The sequence below is a fragment of the Janthinobacterium sp. J1-1 genome, assembly GCF_030944405.1.
Classification (GTDB): Bacteria; Pseudomonadota; Gammaproteobacteria; order Burkholderiales; family Burkholderiaceae_D; genus Janthinobacterium.
Map to the genome: position 1 here is coordinate 1,022,983 of NZ_CP132339.1, position 18,560 is coordinate 1,041,542.

Here is an 18,560-nt window from a genome sequence, read left to right on the forward strand (position 1 = left end):
AGCTTCATACTCTTCCTTCTTCGCAGCTGACAAACACAACGCTTTGTCGATAGCGCGAAACACGCAGTACCGAATACCGTTCTTTAACAATTAACAGTCGATAAGTGTGGGCATTTGATGAAGTGCAGCGTTGATCTTCGGATTGACGTCAAACTTAAAATATCAAATGTTCACAAGAAATAATGAAATAGGATACTTCTTCGGAAGTAGCCTGTCAGTTTTTTGAGTGAGCAAACATCTCGCAATGCGAGGGGTTTGAACCGATTAAAAGGTTCGACCATGCCAATAAAATGGCAAAGTAACAGAGATTAAACTGAAGAGTTTGATCCTGGCTCAGATTGAACGCTGGCGGCATGCCTTACACATGCAAGTCGAACGGCAGCACGGAGCTTGCTCTGGTGGCGAGTGGCGAACGGGTGAGTAATATATCGGAACGTACCCTGGAGTGGGGGATAACGTAGCGAAAGTTACGCTAATACCGCATACGATCTACGGATGAAAGTGGGGGATCGCAAGACCTCATGCTCGTGGAGCGGCCGATATCTGATTAGCTAGTTGGTAGGGTAAAAGCCTACCAAGGCATCGATCAGTAGCTGGTCTGAGAGGACGACCAGCCACACTGGAACTGAGACACGGTCCAGACTCCTACGGGAGGCAGCAGTGGGGAATTTTGGACAATGGGCGCAAGCCTGATCCAGCAATGCCGCGTGAGTGAAGAAGGCCTTCGGGTTGTAAAGCTCTTTTGTCAGGGAAGAAACGGTGGGAGCTAATATCTCCTGCTAATGACGGTACCTGAAGAATAAGCACCGGCTAACTACGTGCCAGCAGCCGCGGTAATACGTAGGGTGCAAGCGTTAATCGGAATTACTGGGCGTAAAGCGTGCGCAGGCGGTTTTGTAAGTCTGATGTGAAATCCCCGGGCTCAACCTGGGAATTGCATTGGAGACTGCAAGGCTAGAATCTGGCAGAGGGGGGTAGAATTCCACGTGTAGCAGTGAAATGCGTAGATATGTGGAGGAACACCGATGGCGAAGGCAGCCCCCTGGGTCAAGATTGACGCCCATGCACGAAAGCGTGGGGAGCAAACAGGATTAGATACCCTGGTAGTCCACGCCCTAAACGATGTCTACTAGTTGTCGGGTCTTAATTGACTTGGTAACGCAGCTAACGCGTGAAGTAGACCGCCTGGGGAGTACGGTCGCAAGATTAAAACTCAAAGGAATTGACGGGGACCCGCACAAGCGGTGGATGATGTGGATTAATTCGATGCAACGCGAAAAACCTTACCTACCCTTGACATGGCTGGAATCCCCGAGAGATTGGGGAGTGCTCGAAAGAGAACCAGTACACAGGTGCTGCATGGCTGTCGTCAGCTCGTGTCGTGAGATGTTGGGTTAAGTCCCGCAACGAGCGCAACCATTGTCATTAGTTGCTACGAAAGGGCACTCTAATGAGACTGCCGGTGACAAACCGGAGGAAGGTGGGGATGACGTCAAGTCCTCATGGCCCTTATGGGTAGGGCTTCACACGTCATACAATGGTACATACAGAGCGCCGCCAACCCGCGAGGGGGAGCTAATCGCAGAAAGTGTATCGTAGTCCGGATTGTAGTCTGCAACTCGACTGCATGAAGTTGGAATCGCTAGTAATCGCGGATCAGCATGTCGCGGTGAATACGTTCCCGGGTCTTGTACACACCGCCCGTCACACCATGGGAGCGGGTTTTACCAGAAGTAGGTAGCTTAACCGTAAGGAGGGCGCTTACCACGGTAGGATTCGTGACTGGGGTGAAGTCGTAACAAGGTAGCCGTATCGGAAGGTGCGGCTGGATCACCTCCTTTCTAGAGTTTGCACGAGGCAGCAATGCTTCACCATCAAATGTTCACACTTATCGACTGTTAGCTGAAGAAGAAACAGTAGTCGTTTTGTAGCACCGCGTTGGGGCTGTAGCTCAGCTGGTTAGAGCACCGTGTTGATAACGCGGGGGTCGTTGGTTCGAGTCCAACCAGCCCTACCAGCTAATTAGTAAATCTCAGGGGGATTAGCTCAGCTGGGAGAGCACCTGCTTTGCAAGCAGGGGGTCGTCGGTTCGATCCCGTCATCCTCCACCAAGACTTTGAAAGTGCAAACGTAAGCCAGTGGGTTTAGGTTTGATCTTTTAGCGATCATTGCTGTTTCGTTCTTTAACAATCTGGAAGAAGTAAAGATTATTTATTGATCAAGTCTATGCGTGCAGGAATGCATGAGGCGACTTGATGGGTAATGATTGTATGTATCAACAAACAAGCAACAACGTTGTACTTTCTTATCCCTGTAGCGCTCTTTGATTACCTAGTAGTCAGAGGCTAACGTTATAGGGACAAGCGAATAAGTGCACATGGTGGATGCCTTGGGGATTACAGGCGATGAAGGACGTAGTAGCTTGCGATAAGCTGCGGGGAGTGAGCAAACACACTTTGATCCGCAGATTTCCGAATGGGGCAACCCACCCTTTTAGGGTATTGCATGCTGAATACATAGGCATGCAAGGCGAACGCGGCGAACTGAAACATCTAAGTAGCTGCAGGAAAAGAAATCAACCGAGATTCCCAAAGTAGCGGCGAGCGAAATGGGAAGAGCCTGTACGTGATAGTCGGACCGATAACAGAATCCTCTGGAAAGTGGAGCCATAGTGGGTGATAGCCCCGTATGTGAAATCGGACCGGTGATACTAAGCGTACGACAAGTAGGGCGGGACACGTGACATCCTGTCTGAATATGGGGGGACCATCCTCCAAGGCTAAATACTCGTAATCGACCGATAGTGAACCAGTACCGTGAGGGAAAGGCGAAAAGAACCCCGGAAGGGGAGTGAAATAGATCCTGAAACCGTGTGCATACAAACAGTAGGAGCGGACTTGTTCCGTGACTGCGTACCTTTTGTATAATGGGTCAGCGACTTACATTCAGTGGCAAGGTTAACCATATAGGGAAGCCGTAGAGAAATCGAGTCCGAATAGGGCGATCAGTCGCTGGGTGTAGACCCGAAACCAAGTGATCTACTCATGGCCAGGATGAAGGTGCGGTAACACGCCCTGGAGGTCCGAACCCACTAATGTTGAAAAATTAGGGGATGAGCTGTGGGTAGGGGTGAAAGGCTAAACAAACTTGGAAATAGCTGGTTCTCTCCGAAAACTATTTAGGTAGTGCCTCAAGTATCACCATCGGGGGTAGAGCACTGTTATGGCTAGGGGGTCATTGCGACTTACCAACCCATTGCAAACTCCGAATACCGATGAGTGCGAGCTTGGGAGACAGACGTCGGGTGCTAACGTCCGGCGTCAAGAGGGAAACAACCCAGACCGCCAGCTAAGGTCCCAAAGATTGGCTAAGTGGAAAACGAAGTGGGAAGGCTAAAACAGTCAGGATGTTGGCTTAGAAGCAGCCATCATTTAAAGAAAGCGTAATAGCTCACTGATCGAGTCGTCCTGCGCGGAAGATGTAACGGGGCTAAGCCAGTCACCGAAGCTGCGGATATTGTTCTGTGATTTATCACAGATATATATGGTAGGAGAGCGTTCTGTAAGCCTGCGAAGGTGTGTTGTAAAGGATGCTGGAGGTATCAGAAGTGCGAATGCTGACATGAGTAGCGATAATGGGGGTGAAAAGCCTCCACGCCGTAAGCCCAAGGTTTCCTGTTCAACGTTCATCGGAGCAGGGTGAGTCGGCCCCTAAGGCGAGGCAGAGATGCGTAGCTGATGGGGAGCAGGTTAATATTCCTGCACCGTCGTATGATGCGATGGGGGGACGGATCGCGGAAGGTTGTCTGACTGTTGGAATAGTCAGTTTCTGTCTCATAGAAGGCGCTTAGGCAAATCCGGGCGCAGGATTCAAGGGGATGGGACGAGTGCACTTGTGCACGAAGCAATCGGAAGTGGTTCCAAGAAAAGCCTCTAAGCTTGAGTCATACGAGACCGTACCGCAAACCGACACAGGTGGGCGAGATGAGTATTCTAAGGCGCTTGAGAGAACTCGGGAGAAGGAACTCGGCAAATTGGTACCGTAACTTCGGGAAAAGGTACGCCCCGGTAGCTTGATTGGTTTACTCCATGAGGGTGAAAGGGTTGCAATAAACTGGTGGCTGCGACTGTTTAATAAAAACACAGCACTCTGCAAACACGAAAGTGGACGTATAGGGTGTGACGCCTGCCCGGTGCTGGAAGATTAAATGATGGGGTGCAAGCTCTTGATTGAAGTCCCAGTAAACGGCGGCCGTAACTATAACGGTCCTAAGGTAGCGAAATTCCTTGTCGGGTAAGTTCCGACCTGCACGAATGGCGTAACGATGGCCACACTGTCTCCTCCCGAGACTCAGCGAAGTTGAAATGTTTGTGATGATGCAATCTACCCGCGGCTAGACGGAAAGACCCCATGAACCTTTACTGTAGCTTTGCATTGGACTTTGAACCAATCTGTGTAGGATAGGTGGGAGGCTTTGAAGCGGGGACGCTAGTTCTCGTGGAGCCAACCTTGAAATACCACCCTGGTTTGTTTGAGGTTCTAACCTTGGTCCGTTATCCGGATCGGGGACAGTGCATGGTAGGCAGTTTGACTGGGGCGGTCTCCTCCTAAAGTGTAACGGAGGAGTTCGAAGGTACGCTAGATACGGTCGGACATCGTGTTGATAGTGCAATGGCATAAGCGTGCTTAACTGCGAGACTGACAAGTCGAGCAGGTACGAAAGTAGGACATAGTGATCCGGTGGTTCTGTATGGAAGGGCCATCGCTCAACGGATAAAAGGTACTCTGGGGATAACAGGCTGATTCCTCCCAAGAGTTCATATCGACGGGGGAGTTTGGCACCTCGATGTCGGCTCATCACATCCTGGGGCTGTAGCCGGTCCCAAGGGTATGGCTGTTCGCCATTTAAAGTGGTACGTGAGCTGGGTTTAAAACGTCGTGAGACAGTTTGGTCCCTATCTGCCGTGGGCGTTGGAAATTTGAAGGGGGCTGCTCCTAGTACGAGAGGACCGGAGTGGACGAACCTCTGGTGTACCGGTTGTCACGCCAGTGGCATTGCCGGGTAGCTAAGTTCGGAAGAGATAACCGCTGAAAGCATCTAAGCGGGAAACTTGCCTTGAGATGAGATTTCCCAGAGCCTTGAGCTCTTTGAAGGGTCGTTCGAGACCAGGACGTTGATAGGCTGGGTGTGGAAGTGCAGTAATGCATTAAGCTAACCAGTACTAATTGCCCGTACGGCTTGTCCCTATAACCTTAGCAGGTGCAGAGGATAAGACGGTACAACGTTGCGTGTGTGTTGATACCATCATTCATTACCCTTGATCTTTATTTCTTCCAGATTCATGGCCTTGTCGTCCAACAGGAGACAAACGCCAGTACAAGTTATGCCTGATGACCATAGCAAGTTGGTCCCACCCCTTCCCATCCCGAACAGGACCGTGAAACAACTTTGCGCCGATGATAGTGCTGCAACCAGTGTGAAAGTAGGTTATCGTCAGGCTTGTTATACGCAGTAGAGAAAAACCCCGCCAGAAATGGTCGGGGTTTTTTTTCGTCTGGTGGTTTTGTATTGTTAACCCCAAGCGAAGGGCTGGGGTCGGACGGGGATGCCGAGTCCCTGAGGGTCCGACCCCGGGTGTTCATGGGTTTAGGGGGAATAAAATTGCCCCGGCTGCGGCAAATTGCTATATAATTCGCTTCCTCAGATCAGATGACTTGCTGCCCCGTTGGGAGCAGGTTGTTGAAAAAGTTATGCCTGATGACCATAGCAAGTTGGTACCACCCCTTCCCATCCCGAACAGGACCGTGAAACAACTCTGCGCCGATGATAGTGCTGCAACCAGTGTGAAAGTAGGTTATCGTCAGGCTTGTTATATAAAAAAACCCCGCTGCTAGCGGTAATGCCGTTCAGTTAAGCAGGTTTTCGTAGAACGCGCGTGGCATAACGCTTTGGTTTAGCCTTGACGGCCCGGTCGAATTTTCGATCGGGCCGTTCGTCATTCAAGAGGCTAACCAGCCTTTCGCGCAGATGTTTCATTGACGCAGGCAGCTTGCCGTACGACCTAGTGACGGCGGCCCAGTGAAGTTCGAACTGGATCAGGTGGAAGGCCCGGATGAAGCTCACTTCGGTCGGTGCGCATTTGACTACCAAGGCGGCTTTGGCGATCTCCAGTCGGATCAAGTTATAGGCGATCAGGGTGCCCCAGATCTCCTGGTACACGCCATCTACCGTTTTTGAGCGCAGGGTAAGCGTGGCGCCAAGCATCGTCTGCTTGAGTTCGCGATAGCTTGTTTCGATGCCCCAGCGACGCTTGTAGCAGTTCTCGATATCGGCATGTTTGTAGCGGCGTCGGTCGCATAGCGAAGTGAGCAGGACACGCCTTCGCGCTTGTTCATCAACGACGGTAATGGCACGCGCCTCCCAAAACTCCGGCAATTGTGCACACTTGGCACGCGCCTGCGGTGACACGCGCATGCGCACTGTGAAGTCGTCGCCATCCTCAGTGCCCTCGATCACTTCCCAGCGTGTATTCGATTTGGCAGGGATGACGAAGTGGCGCTCACTTCCGCCTCGGGTTAGCGCGCACAGAATTTCAGCTGAGAGAAATCCGCGATCGAAGACGGTCAGCGAATCGTTGGGTATGCCATCGATCAGCCTTTTGGCGTACAGCATTTCGTTCGTGCCGTAAGGCCCAAACGCAGCGCTGTGAACAAGATGGGTTGACAACGCAGTGACGGTCACCCCGCGTACCTGAGGGTAGCTCGCGATGGCGCCACTGGAATAATTTTGTGCGCCGAAGTGTTCACGGGTCTCGTCATTGTCATGGGTCCGCAAAGTGGTCCCATCCATTGCAAAAAGTACCAATCCTTTGAACAGATACGAGCGACGATCCTGGCCGCACCAATGCTGTGCTGAGTGGTCGAACAGCCACTTCAACGGATCTGAGCCGAGGCGCTGGCGCGCCTGGGCAGCCGCGCTCTTGCTGACAAAAGGAGTCTGTGCATCTGGAACGGCCAAGCCGAGATCATCGAGGACCTCACTAATGGACTTGTGGCGATATAGTGCCAATGCCACCATCAGCCAGACTACCTGTTCGGGCGGTAGGCGACGATGGCGGATGCTCATTGCATCAGTATGCTGCACGGCTTGATCAATCCACTCGACCGGCAAGTGTTCGCCCAGCCGGCGCCAGTCAGGTGCTTCAAGGTGGTTAGCAAGGAAGTGGAGAGTATCGTTGAGCATAGCCAGGCAGGTTAACAGCAGACCCTGACGTTTACAAGCCCAAAATAAAAATGCCGTTCAGTCTTAACTGAACGGCATTAGCTGCTAGCGGGGTTTTTTTTCGTCCATCATTTTCTGCTGCGGTATCAAATGCCCCAGATAATGCTTTCGCCTTCGGCCTTGGCCGAGCGCAGCATTTCCATCAGGGGGAAGGCGCGCTGCGAAAAATGCACTTTTTGCGCACGTGCGTGCTCGCCCGACTCGCCGTCTTCCAGGGTTTCCGGCGTATGGACATCATGCTCGATGTCGTTTTCCGGGTGGGCCCTGGTTTCAGCCACTTCTTTTTCCAGCAACTCCAGCGCGTGGCCTGCCTCGGCGGGTGTGATCACGCCGCGCGTCGGACTCTTGTGCAGGATGTCGAGGATACGCTGGGCATGCTCCTGGTACATCAGCACTTCAGGGGAGGATTTGGATTTGAATGAGATCAACATAATAGGCTTTCTGAATTCTTGTTGTTAGTCATGAAACCATATCACGACTTGGATTTTTGCACAGGGCGTCTGCAAGCCGGACAGCAACATGTGTTGGACAGGACACTTATTTACAAGGGCGAAGCCCGGGATTTTAAGTTTGGGCTAAGCAGGAATTCCTTATTCGATGTTGACCGAGTCCATGAAAGTGTCGATAGTCTCGCGCGACAGCTTGCTTTCCTGCCCGAGGATAATGACTTGGTAGATGCGCTTGTCCTGCGCCACGAAGCGACCGACCAGCAAGGCTGGCCGGCCATTCTGGGTGCCGCTCGCCTCGATGCTGAGACTGCTTTTCTGGTGCGTGCCGGCCGGCGTGCTGCTGGCGGCCGCCGCAGACTTTTCGCTGCGCACCGTCCCCTTGATATTGTTGAGCAGGGCCGTTTTCATGGCCGGCAAGGCCGCTTGCGCCTGCTCCGCACTGCCCAGCTCGGCGTTGCCGATGGCAAAGGTGTTGCCATCGGCTTCGCTGGCCGTCATGGTCAAACTGACTTTCTTGCCATCGAGATCGATCTCGCGCGTCAGCACGGCCGGCTTGCCGGGAAACAGGGCCGTGAAGTGCGCATCGGGACTGCGATACTCGCGCCAGTCAAATTTTGGGTTGCAGGCGCCCAGCAGGGCGGCGGTGGCCAGCACGCCGGCGATGGCGGCACATGATGTTTTTTTCATCAGGCGATGGTAGCAGTGCTGCCTGTTGCACGCAATCGCGCACGCGCGCCGGCTCAGGCGACATGCAATATGCGCCGGTATTGTATGGCCTCGGCAACATGCGCACGTGCGATCGCGGCGCTGCCGGCCAGGTCGGCAATGCTGCGCGCCACGCGCAATACGCGGTGATAAGTGCGTGCCGACCAGTGCAGGCGCAGCATGGCGCCATGCAGCAGTTGCTCGCCAGCTGCATCGAGCTGGCAATGCAGCGCGATTTCCTGGTTGTTCAGCTGATGGTTGGCCTTGCCCTGGCGCGCCAGCTGCACGGCAAACGCGGCCGCCACGCGCGTCGCGATCGCCGCCGTGCTTTCGCCGGCAACCGCCTTCGCGCCCAGCATTGTTGGCGCCATGGCCGGCACTTCGATTTGCAAATCAATGCGGTCGAGCAGCGGACCCGACAGTCGGCCATGGTAGCGCAGCACGGCGTCCGGGGTGCAGCGGCAGCGGCCGGAGGCATGGCCCAGATAGCCGCAGGGACAGGGATTCATGGCGGCGATCAATTGAAAACGGGCTGGAAACTCGGCCTGGCGGGCGGCGCGCGAGATGCTGATCATGCCGGACTCCATCGGCTGGCGCAGCACGTCGAGTACCCGGCGGTCGAATTCGGCGATTTCATCGAGAAACAGCACGCCGCAATGCGCCAGTGAAATTTCACCGGGCCGCGGCACATGGCCGCCACCGACCAGCGCCACGCCGGATGCCGTCTGGTGCGGCGCGCGATACGGCCGGCGTTTCCAGTTTTCCACCTTGAAGTTGCCGGCCAGCGAATGCACGGCCGCCGCCTCCAGCGCTTCTTCATCGCTCATCAAAGGCAGGATGCCGGGAAAGCGGCTGGCCAGCATGGTCTTGCCGGCGCCGGGCGGGCCCACCATCAGCAGGCTGTGACCGCCGGCGGCCGCCACCTCCAGCGCCCGCCGAGCATGGTGCTGGCCCTGTACCTCAGCAAAGTCGGGATAGGAAAAATGTGGCGCCAGCAAGGCCGGCTGGTGCCGCTGCAGGGCGGTGCGCTGATCGCGCGCGGCGAAATGGGCGCACACTTCGAGCAGGCTGTGGGCCGGATAAATGCTGGCGTTCGCGACCAGCGCCGCCTCGTCGGCATTGGCGTGCGGCAAAATGAACGCACGCGGCGCGCCACTCTTGCCGCGCTGCATGGCAAACGTCATCGCCAGCGCGCCACGGATGGGCCGCAACTGTCCCGACAGCGACAGCTCGCCGGCAAATTCATATTCATGTAATTGTTCGGCGGGCAGCTGGCCCGAAGCGGCCAGGATGCCCAGCGCGATTGGCAGGTCGAAGCGCCCCGATTCTTTCGGCAGGTCCGCTGGTGCCAGGTTGGCCGTGATGCGCCGGGCTGGCATCTCGAAGCCGCAATTTTGCAGCGCCGCACGCACGCGGTCGCGCGACTCCTTGACCTCGGTATCGGGCAGGCCCACGATGGTAAACGAAGGCAGGCCGTTGGCGAGGTGTACCTCGACATTGACCTCGGGCGCTTCCATGCCCGCCAGGGCGCGGCTTTTCAAGACTGCCAGGCTCATGCCATCTCCCTGCACCGCGGTGCGCGGGCAGGATCAGTCTAGTGCTTGCTCTGACATGACGCTTGACCTTCGCCAGTACTGATGCTTTGCTGCTTTACAGCGCCTTGCTGACATTGACTGTCTTGCTGTCGTTCAGGCGTGCTTCGAGTTCGATCACGCGCAGTTCCAGCGCATCGAGTTTGGCGCGCGTCTTGGCCAGCACTTGCGCCTGGATATCGAATTCTTCGCGCGTGACCAGGTCCAGGCGGGCGAAGCCCTGGGTCATCATCGACTTCACATTCTTCTCGATATCCTTGGCCGGCGAATTTTCGATGGCCTGGTGGATCTTGCCCTGTAAATCGTTAAAGAAAGTATTCATGTCCATGGTATGTCCTTAGTGGTGCTGCACGTGCATCGCACCATTGCGGTGCACGTCAGCTTTAATGTGGTGCGAAAGTGAAAGGTTCAACAAGATTCCTCAGCCAGGTTCCATATTTCCAAGGGCTTGCAGGGTATGTATGGATGGAAATGCAGCTGTCAAGGTGGCAATGAAGCTGGCACGCATTCTGCTAAAGAGTTAATGAACGCTTTGTGATCGCCAGACCAGATTTTAAACCTCAACCGCTTTAAAAGTTCAATAAAAGGGAATCGCCATGAAGAATCTGTCCAAGAGCATGACTGTAGCAGCTACGCTGGCATTTGCCATGTCCGCCATGTGCGGTACTGCCATGGCCCAGGAAGCGGCCGCGGCGCCAGCCGCAGCCGAGGCAGTACCTGACAATGTGGTGGCGTACAACGTGGCCCTGACCACCGACTACCGCTATCGTGGCGTGTCGCAAACGCGTTTGAAACCGGCCATCAGCGGCGGTGCCGACTACACGCACAATCCGACCGGTCTGTACGTTGGTACCTGGCTGTCGAGCATCAAGTGGATCAAGGACGGTGGTGGTGACACGAATATCGAATGGGATGTCTACGGCGGCAAGCGCGGTGATATCACCGATGGCGTCAGCTACGATGTGGGCGGCCTGTATTATTTCTACCCGTCGAATGGCCTGAGCACCAACGCCAACACTTTCGAGCTGTATGGCCAGGTCGGTTTTGGCCCGGTCTACATCAAGTACTCGCACTCGACCACCAATCTGTTCGGCGTGGCTGACAGCAAGAACAGCGGTTACCTCGACGTCGGCGCCAATGTCGAAGTGCATGACGGCTACATGTTGAATCTGCATGCAGGACGTCAGAAGGTGGAGCATAACAATTCCCTCAGCTATAACGATTTCAAGATCGGCGTGACGAAAGACTTCGGCGTCGCCACCGTGTCGCTGGCAGCCGTCAAGGCGAATATCGAATCGTTCGCGCCGAATGGCAAGAACCTGGCCAAAACCGGCCTGGTATTGTCTGTTTCCAAAACTTTTTAAGCGAGATTGCCATGAAAATGATTACCGCGATCATCAAGCCCTTCAAGCTGGACGAAGTGCGTGAAGCCTTGTCGGCTATTAATGTGCAAGGCATTACCGTCACGGAAGTGAAGGGTTTTGGCCGTCAGAAAGGTCACACGGAACTGTACCGTGGCGCCGAGTACGTGGTCGATTTCCTGCCAAAAACCAAGATCGAAGCGGCCGTCGATGACGCCATCGTCGACCAGGCCATCGAAGCGATCGAAGGTGCCGCGCGTACCGGTAAAATCGGCGATGGCAAGATTTTCGTGACCACTCTGGAACAAGTCATCCGAATCCGTACCGGTGAAACCGGCAACGAAGCGCTCTAAGGGGAATATTGATGCGTAAAAATATAACAAAATTGCTAGCTGGGGTAGCCTGTCTGTTTGCATTTGGCGTCTCCGCGCCAAGCTTTGCCGATGCACCTGCAAAAACCGAACCGGTGGCCGCTGCCACCACCGCTGCCGTGGCGACACCGGAAGTGGCGCCATTGGCCGTTCCGCCAGCTGCGGCGCCTGCCCCGGCCGCCGCCACAGCCGCTGCCCCGGCACCCGCCGCCGCGCCCGCCGCCGCACCGGTGCCGAATAAAGGCGATACCGGTTTCATGATGGTCTGCGCCATCCTGGTGATCCTGATGACGATTCCTGGCCTGGCCCTGTTCTACGGCGGCCTGGTACGTTCCAAGAACATGCTGTCGGTCCTGATGCAGGTATTCGTGGTGTTTGCTCTGGTGGTGGTGTTGTGGTGCATCTATGGCTACTCGCTGGCCTTTACCGAAGGCAACGCGTTCTTCGGCACCTTTGCGCGCGCCTTCCTGAACGGCATCTGGGATCCCGCTACCAGCACCTTCGCCGTTGCCGCCACCTTCAGCAAGGGCGTGGTCATCCCCGAGTTCGTCTTCGTCGCCTTCCAGGGCACGTTTGCAGCGATTACCTGCGCACTGATCGTCGGCGCCTTTGCCGAGCGCGCCAAGTTTTCCGCCGTGCTGGCTTTTGTAGTGCTGTGGTTCACCTTTGCCTACCTGCCAGCGGCCCACATGGTGTGGTTCTGGACCGGTCCTGACATGATCACCGACGCCGCTTCGGTGGCTGTCGAAGCCGCCAAGGCAGGCTGGATCTATCAAAAAGGCGCGCTGGACTTCGCCGGCGGCACCGTGGTGCACATCAACGCCGCCGTCGCTGGCCTGGTTGGCGCGATCATGATCGGCAAACGTGTCGGTTACGGCCGTGAATCGATGGCGCCACATTCGCTGACGATGACCATGATCGGCGCATCGCTGCTGTGGGTGGGCTGGTTCGGTTTCAATGCCGGCTCCTCGATGGAAGCGGGCGACCTGGCTGCCCTGGCGTTTGTCAACACCATGCTGGCCACTGCCGCCGCAACCTTGTCGTGGGTGTTCGGTGAATGGATTACCAAAGGCAAGCCTTCGATGCTGGGCGGCGCTTCCGGCGCGGTTGCCGGCCTGGTGGCGATCACCCCTGCGGCCGGTTTTGTCGGCCCGATGGGCGGCCTGGTCATCGGCCTGCTGGCCGGTATCGTCTGCCTGTGGGGCGTGACTGGCCTGAAACGCCTGATCGGCGCCGATGATTCGCTCGACGTGTTCGGCGTGCATGGCGTCGGCGGTATCCTGGGCGCCATCCTGACCGGTGTGTTCGCTGCGCCACAACTGGGCGGCCAAGGCATTTTTGACTATGTCACCAACAAGATCTCGACCGATCCGTATTCGATCGGCCATCAGGTCTGGGTGCAAATCCAGGCGGTTGGCACCACCATCCTCTGGTCGGCGATCGTTTCCGTGATCGCCTATAAACTGGTCGATATCGTCATCGGCCTGCGCGTACCGGAAGAAGAAGAACGCGAAGGCCTGGACATCACCAGCCATGGCGAGCAGGCGTATCACAACTGATCCTGCAACTGATTCTTGATGTTCTGAGTAGTTTTGCCGGAAAGGCGCCTCGTCGAGGCGCCTTTTTTTCGTCTGGGGAACGGTAAAGGTCTTTAAAACAAGGCTTTTGCCCCGATTTGGGCTACTTACACGGTAATATAGTCGGCAGTTCTGTGTGCTTTTTTGAATACTGCACATAATTTAAGGATGTAACTATGGTTCCCCATCTCGTCACGGCCCTGACCGGACCGCTGCTCGACCTCGAAAAAAAGATTCTCGCCGCCACGCCCGCCATCGAGCGCTGGTTCCGCATGGAATGGCAAGAGCACACGCCGCCGTTCTATTGCTCGGTCGACTTGCGCAATGCCGGCTACAAGCTGGCCCCTGTCGACACCAATCTGTTTCCTGGCGGCTTTCACAACCTGGCCACCGAAATGCTGCCGCTGTCGGTGCAGGCCGCGATGGCCGCGATCGACAAATATTGCCCGGACGCCCGCAACCTGCTGATCGTGCCGGAATTGCACAACACCACGCCGCAGTACCTGCAGAACGTGGCGCGCCTGATGCAGATCTTCCGCCAGACGGGGCTGCACGTGCGCTTCGGTTCCTGGTCGCCCGAGATTACCCAGCCCACGCCGCTGGCCCTGCCAGACGGCAATATGCTGGTGATCGAGCCGCTGGTGCGCCTGAACAATGGCCGCCGCCTGGGCCTGAAGGATTTCGATCCGTGCACGATCTTGCTGAACAACGATTTGTCCGATGGCATCCCCGACATCCTGCAAAACATCCATGAGCAGAGCCTGCTGCCGCCCTTGCATGCGGGCTGGGCCTTGCGCCGCAAGAGCAACCACTACACGACCTACGATGAAGTGGTGAAAAAATTCGGCAAGATGATCGATGTCGATCCCTGGATGCTGAACCCGTTCCACGCCAAGTGCAGCGGCGTGAACTTCCAGGAAGGCGAGGGCGAAGATGCGCTGGCCGCCAGCGTCGACGTGCTGCTGGCCAAGATCCGCAAGAAGTACAAGGAATATGGCATCAAGGAAAAACCGTTCGTGATCGTCAAGCCCGACGCGGGCACTTATGGCACCGGCATCATGACGGTGCGCGACGCCAGCGAAGTGCGCGACCTGTCGCGCAAGCAGCGCGACAAGATGTCGATCGTCAAGGATGGCCACTTGGTCACCGACGTCATCATCCAGGAAGGCGTGCCGACCTTTGAAAGCATCAAGGATGCGGTGGCCGAGCCGGTCGTCTACATGATCGACCGCTATGTGGTGGGCGGCTTCTACCGCGTGCACGCGGAAAAGGGCGTGGACCAGAACCTGAACGCGCCCGGCTCGCAATATGTGCCGCTGGCGTTTGCCCAGCAGCATGCGGTGCCGGACCTGAAGGCCAAGCCGGGCACGGCCGCGCCGAACCGTTTCTATGTGTACGGCGTGGTGGCGCGCCTGGCCTTGCTGGCCGCGTCGCTGGAAATGGAACGCACCGACCCGAACCCCGAAGTGTATTGATCCGCTGAGGCATGGCCGGCCAGGCGGGGGCAGGACCCCGCCTGGCGATCTCGGCTAGAATCAAGCCTTCTACTTCCCGCATTCCGACTGGACCGACTCATGAAAATTGCATTCCTTGCCGATCCGCTGGCAGGCTTCAAGACTTACAAAGATTCCACTTTCGCCATGATGCGCGAAGCGGCCCGCCGCGGCCACGCCGTGTACGCCTTCGAACAGAAGGACATGGCGCTGGAAGAGGGCATCGTCACGGCGCAAGTGCACCATATCACCCTGACCGGCGACGAGCACGACTGGTACAAGGTCGAGTCGACCGAGGAAGTGCTGCTGTCGACCTTTGACGCTATCATCGAGCGCAAGGACCCGCCGTTCGACATGGAATATGTGTACGGCACGTATTTGCTGGAACTGGCCGAAAAGCAGGGCGCGCGCGTGTTCAACAAGCCGTCGGCGATCCGCGACAACAATGAAAAACTGGCGATCGCGCAGTTTTCGGAATTTACCTCGCCGACCCTGGTGACCTCGAGCGAAGCGCGCCTGCGCGCCTTCCACGCCAAGCACCAGGACGTGATCTTCAAGCCGCTCGACGGCATGGGCGGCACCGGCATTTTCCGCGTCAAAGCCGATGCGCTGAACCTGGGCGCCATCATCGAGACCCTCACCGAGAACGGCGCGCAGACCATCATGGCGCAGCGTTTCATTGCCGACATCGACAAGGGCGACAAGCGCATCCTGGTGATCGGCGGCAAACCGGTGCCGTATTGCCTGGCGCGCATCCCGCAAAACGGCGAAGTACGCGGCAACCTGGCCGCCGGCGGCAAGGGCGTGGCCCAGCCATTGACGGCGCGCGACCTGGAAATCGCCGAAAAGCTGGGCCCCATCCTGGCCGCGCGTGGCCTGATGCTGGTAGGATTGGACGTGATCGGCGACTATCTGACGGAAGTCAACGTCACCAGCCCGACATGCTTCCAGGAAATTGCGCAGCAGACCGGTTTTGACGTGGCCGCCATGTTCATCGATGCGGTCGAGCAGGGCGTGGCGCAGTCGCCAGAGCGCCCGGCATAAGGAAGCCATATGGTAGGGATTTTGCTCATGACACACGCGCCGCTGGGCCAGGCTTTCATTGCCGCCTGCGCGCACGTGTTTCGCGGACCGACCGAGCGTTTTGAAGCGATCGACGTGCTGGCCGACCAGGACCTGGCCGAAGTGCAGAAGCTGGCCTCGGCCGCCATCTGCCGCCTCGACGACGGCGCCGGCGTGCTGGTGATCACCGACGTGAAAGGCGGCACGCCGTCGAACTGCTGCAACAAGCTGGCCGATGCGGGCCGCGTGGAAGTGATCGCCGGCATCAGCCTGCCGATGCTGCTGCGCGCCATCACGTATCGCCGCGACACGCTCGACGTGGTGGTCGAGATGGCGCTGGCCGGTGCGCAAAGCGGCGCCGTGCGCGTCGACAACCGCATTCGCGTGGGCGAATAAAGCAGGACATGGCCGCCGCCCTGAAGGCGGCGCAAGTTTTTTTTCAGGGATAGAGACTAGACAAAAATGATTCAAAAAGAACTCGAAATCATCAACAAGCTGGGACTGCACGCACGCGCCTCGGCCAAATTTACCCAGATGGCCGCCCGCTACAAGAGCGATGTCTGGCTGACCCGCAACGCGCGCCGCATCAACGCCAAGTCCATCATGGGCGTGATGATGCTGGCCGCCGGCAAGGGCGCGAAAGTGACCCTGGAAGCGGAAGGCGCCGATGAGCAGGCCTGCGTCGATGCCTTGAGCGCCCTGATCAACGACAGGTTTGGCGAAGGCGAGTAATGCCCGCCGAACGCAGCCGCAGCCGCTTTCCCACAGGTCATCCCATGGCTTCTTTCACGCTCCACGGCATTCCGGTCTCGCGCGGCATCGCCATCGGCCGCGCGCACTTGCTGGCGCCGGCGGCGCTTGACGTCAAGCATTACCTGGTGGCCCAGGAGCAGATCGAAGCTGAAGTATTGCGCCTGCAAAACGCGATCGCCGCCGTCCACAAGGAATTGCAAACCCTGTGGAACGAGCTGCCGAAAGATGCCCCCACCGAGCTGGGCGCCTTTATCGACGTGCATGCGCTGATCCTGTCCGACCCGATGATTTCCGAAGCGCCGCTCGACATTATCCGTTCGCGCCACTACAACGCCGAATGGGCGTTGCTGACGCAGATCGATGAATTGTCGGCCCAGTTCGACGAAATCGAAGACCCGTATTTGCGCGAGCGCAAGGCCGACATCCAGCAGGTGGCCGAACGGGTGCTGAAAGTGTTGCTGGGCACCGAGCAGCTGTTGCCGAAGGCGGCCGCCGAAGACGAATTCACGGCGCAGATGATCGTTGTCGCGCACGATATCTCGCCGGCCGACATGCTGCAGTTCCGCGACCGCTCGTTTGTCGGTTTCATTACCGACGTCGGCGGACAGAACTCGCACACGGCCATCGTCGCGCGCAGCCTCGACATTCCGGCCGCGGTCGGCATGTCGCAGGCCTCGACCCTGATCGACCAGGACGACTGGCTGATCATCGACGGCGACGCCGGCGTGGTAATCGCCAACCCGAGTCCGCTGGTGCTGGAGCAGTACCGCGAGCGCCAGGTGGCCATGCAGCGCGCGCGCAAAAAGCTGGGCAAGCTCAAAAAAACCCCGGCCGTCACCAAGTGCGGCACCGCCATCACCCTGCTGGCCAATATCGAGCTGCCCGACGATTGCCCGTTCGCGCTGGAGTCCGGCGCGGTCGGCGTGGGCCTGTTCCGCTCCGAATTCCTGTTCATGGGCCGCGCCCACAAGATTCCGTCCGAGGACGAGCAGTTCGAGGCCTACCGCAAGACCGTCATGTCGATGAAGGGCAAGGTGGTCACCATCCGCACGCTCGACATCGGCGCCGACAAGCCGCTCGACCAGTCCGACCATACGGCCCTGAACCCGGCGCTGGGCCTGCGCGCGATCCGCTATTGCCTGGCCGAGCCGCAGCTGTTCCTGACCCAGCTGCGCGCGATTCTGCGCTCCTCGGCCTATGGCAAGGTGCGCATCCTGATCCCGATGCTGGCGCATGCCTTCGAGATCGACCAGTCGCTGGCCATGATCGCGCAAGCCAAGGCGGCCCTGCGCGACGAGGGCGTGAAATTCGACGATGCGGTCGAAGTGGGCGCCATGATCGAGATCCCGGCCGCCGCGCTGGCGCTGCCGATGTTCGTCAAGCGCCTCGATTTCCTGTCGATCGGCACCAACGATTTGATCCAGTACACGCTGGCGATCGACCGCGTCGACTACGAGGTGGCGCACCTGTACAACCCGCTGCATCCGGCGGTGCTGCAGCTGATCTCGATGACGATCGCGGCCGGCCACAAGGCGGGCATCGATGTCGCCGTCTGCGGCGAGATGGCGGGCGACGTGAAACTCACGCGCCTGCTGCTGGGCCTGGGCCTGCGCGAGTTTTCCATGCATCCGGCCCAGCTGCTGGCCGTCAAGCAGGAGATCCTCAATAGCGACCTGGCGCTGATTGCGCCACAAATGCGCAAAATCATGCGCTCGATGGAGCCAAATGTGATCGCCGAAGCTGTCGAGCAGCTGCAGCTGATGTAAACTGTCGTTTCAACACCAGCAGGACGCATTGCGCGCGGCAAGATGCGTCCTGCTGAAGCTGCGGAGCCTTTCATCGCGACTCCGCATCGATCATGGCCCGTGGGGCCGCCCCCCTAGATAAACCGACACACTCATGTCATCCATTGGAA

The 18,560-nt window shown here is 57.4% G+C and carries 13 protein-coding genes, 2 tRNA genes and 4 rRNA genes; 14 read left to right on the forward strand and 5 right to left on the reverse strand.

The window, feature by feature from the left end; all coding sequences use genetic code 11:
* Positions 1-310: 310 nt before the first annotated feature.
* The 6 genes from Q8L25_RS04595 (at position 311) to rrf (Q8L25_RS04620) (ending at position 5,867) form a co-directional block, all read left to right on the forward strand.
* Positions 311-1,841 (forward strand): 16S ribosomal RNA (locus tag Q8L25_RS04595).
* 99 nt (positions 1,842-1,940) lie between these two features.
* Positions 1,941-2,017, forward strand: a tRNA-Ile gene (locus Q8L25_RS04600).
* An 18-nt stretch (positions 2,018-2,035) separates the two neighbouring features.
* Positions 2,036-2,111: transfer RNA gene (locus Q8L25_RS04605), tRNA-Ala, on the forward strand.
* A gap of 246 nt (positions 2,112-2,357) precedes the next feature.
* A 23S ribosomal RNA gene (locus Q8L25_RS04610) occupies positions 2,358-5,247 on the forward strand.
* Positions 5,248-5,387: 140 nt separating this feature from the next.
* Positions 5,388-5,500, forward strand: a 5S ribosomal RNA gene (rrf, locus tag Q8L25_RS04615).
* Between the two features lie 254 nt (positions 5,501-5,754).
* Positions 5,755-5,867, forward strand: a 5S ribosomal RNA gene (rrf, locus tag Q8L25_RS04620).
* Together the 16S, 23S and 5S rRNA genes with 2 tRNA genes alongside form the textbook arrangement of a ribosomal RNA operon.
* A 44-nt stretch (positions 5,868-5,911) precedes the next feature.
* On the opposite strand, the gene Q8L25_RS04625 is transcribed toward rrf (Q8L25_RS04620), so the two are convergent.
* The 5 genes from Q8L25_RS04625 to Q8L25_RS04645 form a co-directional block, all read right to left on the reverse strand.
* A complete protein-coding gene (locus Q8L25_RS04625) occupies positions 5,912-7,243 on the reverse strand; it encodes an IS4 family transposase (protein WP_308923759.1) in 1,332 nt (443 codons plus the stop codon).
* Positions 7,244-7,368: 125 nt separating this feature from the next.
* A complete protein-coding gene (locus tag Q8L25_RS04630; RefSeq protein ID WP_308923760.1) occupies positions 7,369-7,713 on the reverse strand; it encodes a DUF1840 domain-containing protein in 345 nt (114 codons plus the stop codon).
* A gap of 159 nt (positions 7,714-7,872) precedes the next feature.
* Positions 7,873-8,418, reverse strand: a complete 546-nt coding sequence (locus Q8L25_RS04635) for a hypothetical protein (RefSeq protein WP_308923761.1) — start codon at positions 8,416-8,418, stop codon at positions 7,873-7,875.
* 53 nt (positions 8,419-8,471) lie between these two features.
* Complete coding sequence (locus Q8L25_RS04640) at positions 8,472-9,992, reverse strand: YifB family Mg chelatase-like AAA ATPase (protein ID WP_308923762.1); 1,521 nt, start codon at positions 9,990-9,992, stop codon at positions 8,472-8,474.
* Between the two features lie 94 nt (positions 9,993-10,086).
* Positions 10,087-10,356, reverse strand: a complete 270-nt coding sequence (locus Q8L25_RS04645) for an accessory factor UbiK family protein (RefSeq protein WP_308923763.1) — start codon at positions 10,354-10,356, stop codon at positions 10,087-10,089.
* 268 nt (positions 10,357-10,624) lie between these two features.
* Here Q8L25_RS04645 and Q8L25_RS04650 point away from each other — a divergent pair, with 268 nt between their 5' ends.
* From Q8L25_RS04650 to ptsP, 8 genes are all read left to right on the forward strand, one after another.
* Positions 10,625-11,392, forward strand: coding sequence for a TorF family putative porin (locus Q8L25_RS04650; protein WP_308923764.1), 768 nt, complete (start codon positions 10,625-10,627; stop codon positions 11,390-11,392).
* An 11-nt stretch (positions 11,393-11,403) separates the two neighbouring features.
* The gene (locus tag Q8L25_RS04655) at positions 11,404-11,742 is read left to right on the forward strand and encodes a P-II family nitrogen regulator (protein ID WP_065308187.1); all 339 of its coding nucleotides are present in this window, start codon (positions 11,404-11,406) and stop codon (positions 11,740-11,742) included.
* A gap of 11 nt (positions 11,743-11,753) precedes the next feature.
* Positions 11,754-13,319 carry an ammonium transporter gene (locus Q8L25_RS04660; protein WP_308923765.1) on the forward strand — a complete coding sequence of 522 codons (1,566 nt, stop codon included), beginning with the start codon at positions 11,754-11,756 and terminating at the stop codon, positions 13,317-13,319.
* Positions 13,320-13,513: 194 nt separating this feature from the next.
* Positions 13,514-14,812: a glutamate--cysteine ligase gene (gene gshA / locus Q8L25_RS04665; RefSeq protein ID WP_308923766.1), complete on the forward strand. Its 1,299-nt coding sequence runs from the start codon at positions 13,514-13,516 to the stop codon at positions 14,810-14,812.
* A gap of 99 nt (positions 14,813-14,911) precedes the next feature.
* Complete coding sequence (gshB, locus tag Q8L25_RS04670) at positions 14,912-15,874, forward strand: glutathione synthase (protein WP_308923767.1); 963 nt, start codon at positions 14,912-14,914, stop codon at positions 15,872-15,874.
* Between the two features lie 9 nt (positions 15,875-15,883).
* Entirely contained in the window at positions 15,884-16,288 is a 405-nt protein-coding gene (locus tag Q8L25_RS04675) for a PTS fructose transporter subunit IIA (RefSeq protein WP_308923768.1), read from the forward strand.
* A gap of 66 nt (positions 16,289-16,354) precedes the next feature.
* Positions 16,355-16,624, forward strand: a complete 270-nt coding sequence (locus tag Q8L25_RS04680) for an HPr family phosphocarrier protein (protein WP_308923769.1) — start codon at positions 16,355-16,357, stop codon at positions 16,622-16,624.
* 44 nt (positions 16,625-16,668) lie between these two features.
* The gene (gene ptsP / locus Q8L25_RS04685) at positions 16,669-18,411 is read left to right on the forward strand and encodes a phosphoenolpyruvate--protein phosphotransferase (RefSeq protein ID WP_308923770.1); all 1,743 of its coding nucleotides are present in this window, start codon (positions 16,669-16,671) and stop codon (positions 18,409-18,411) included.
* The last annotated feature ends 149 nt before the right edge of the window (positions 18,412-18,560 follow it).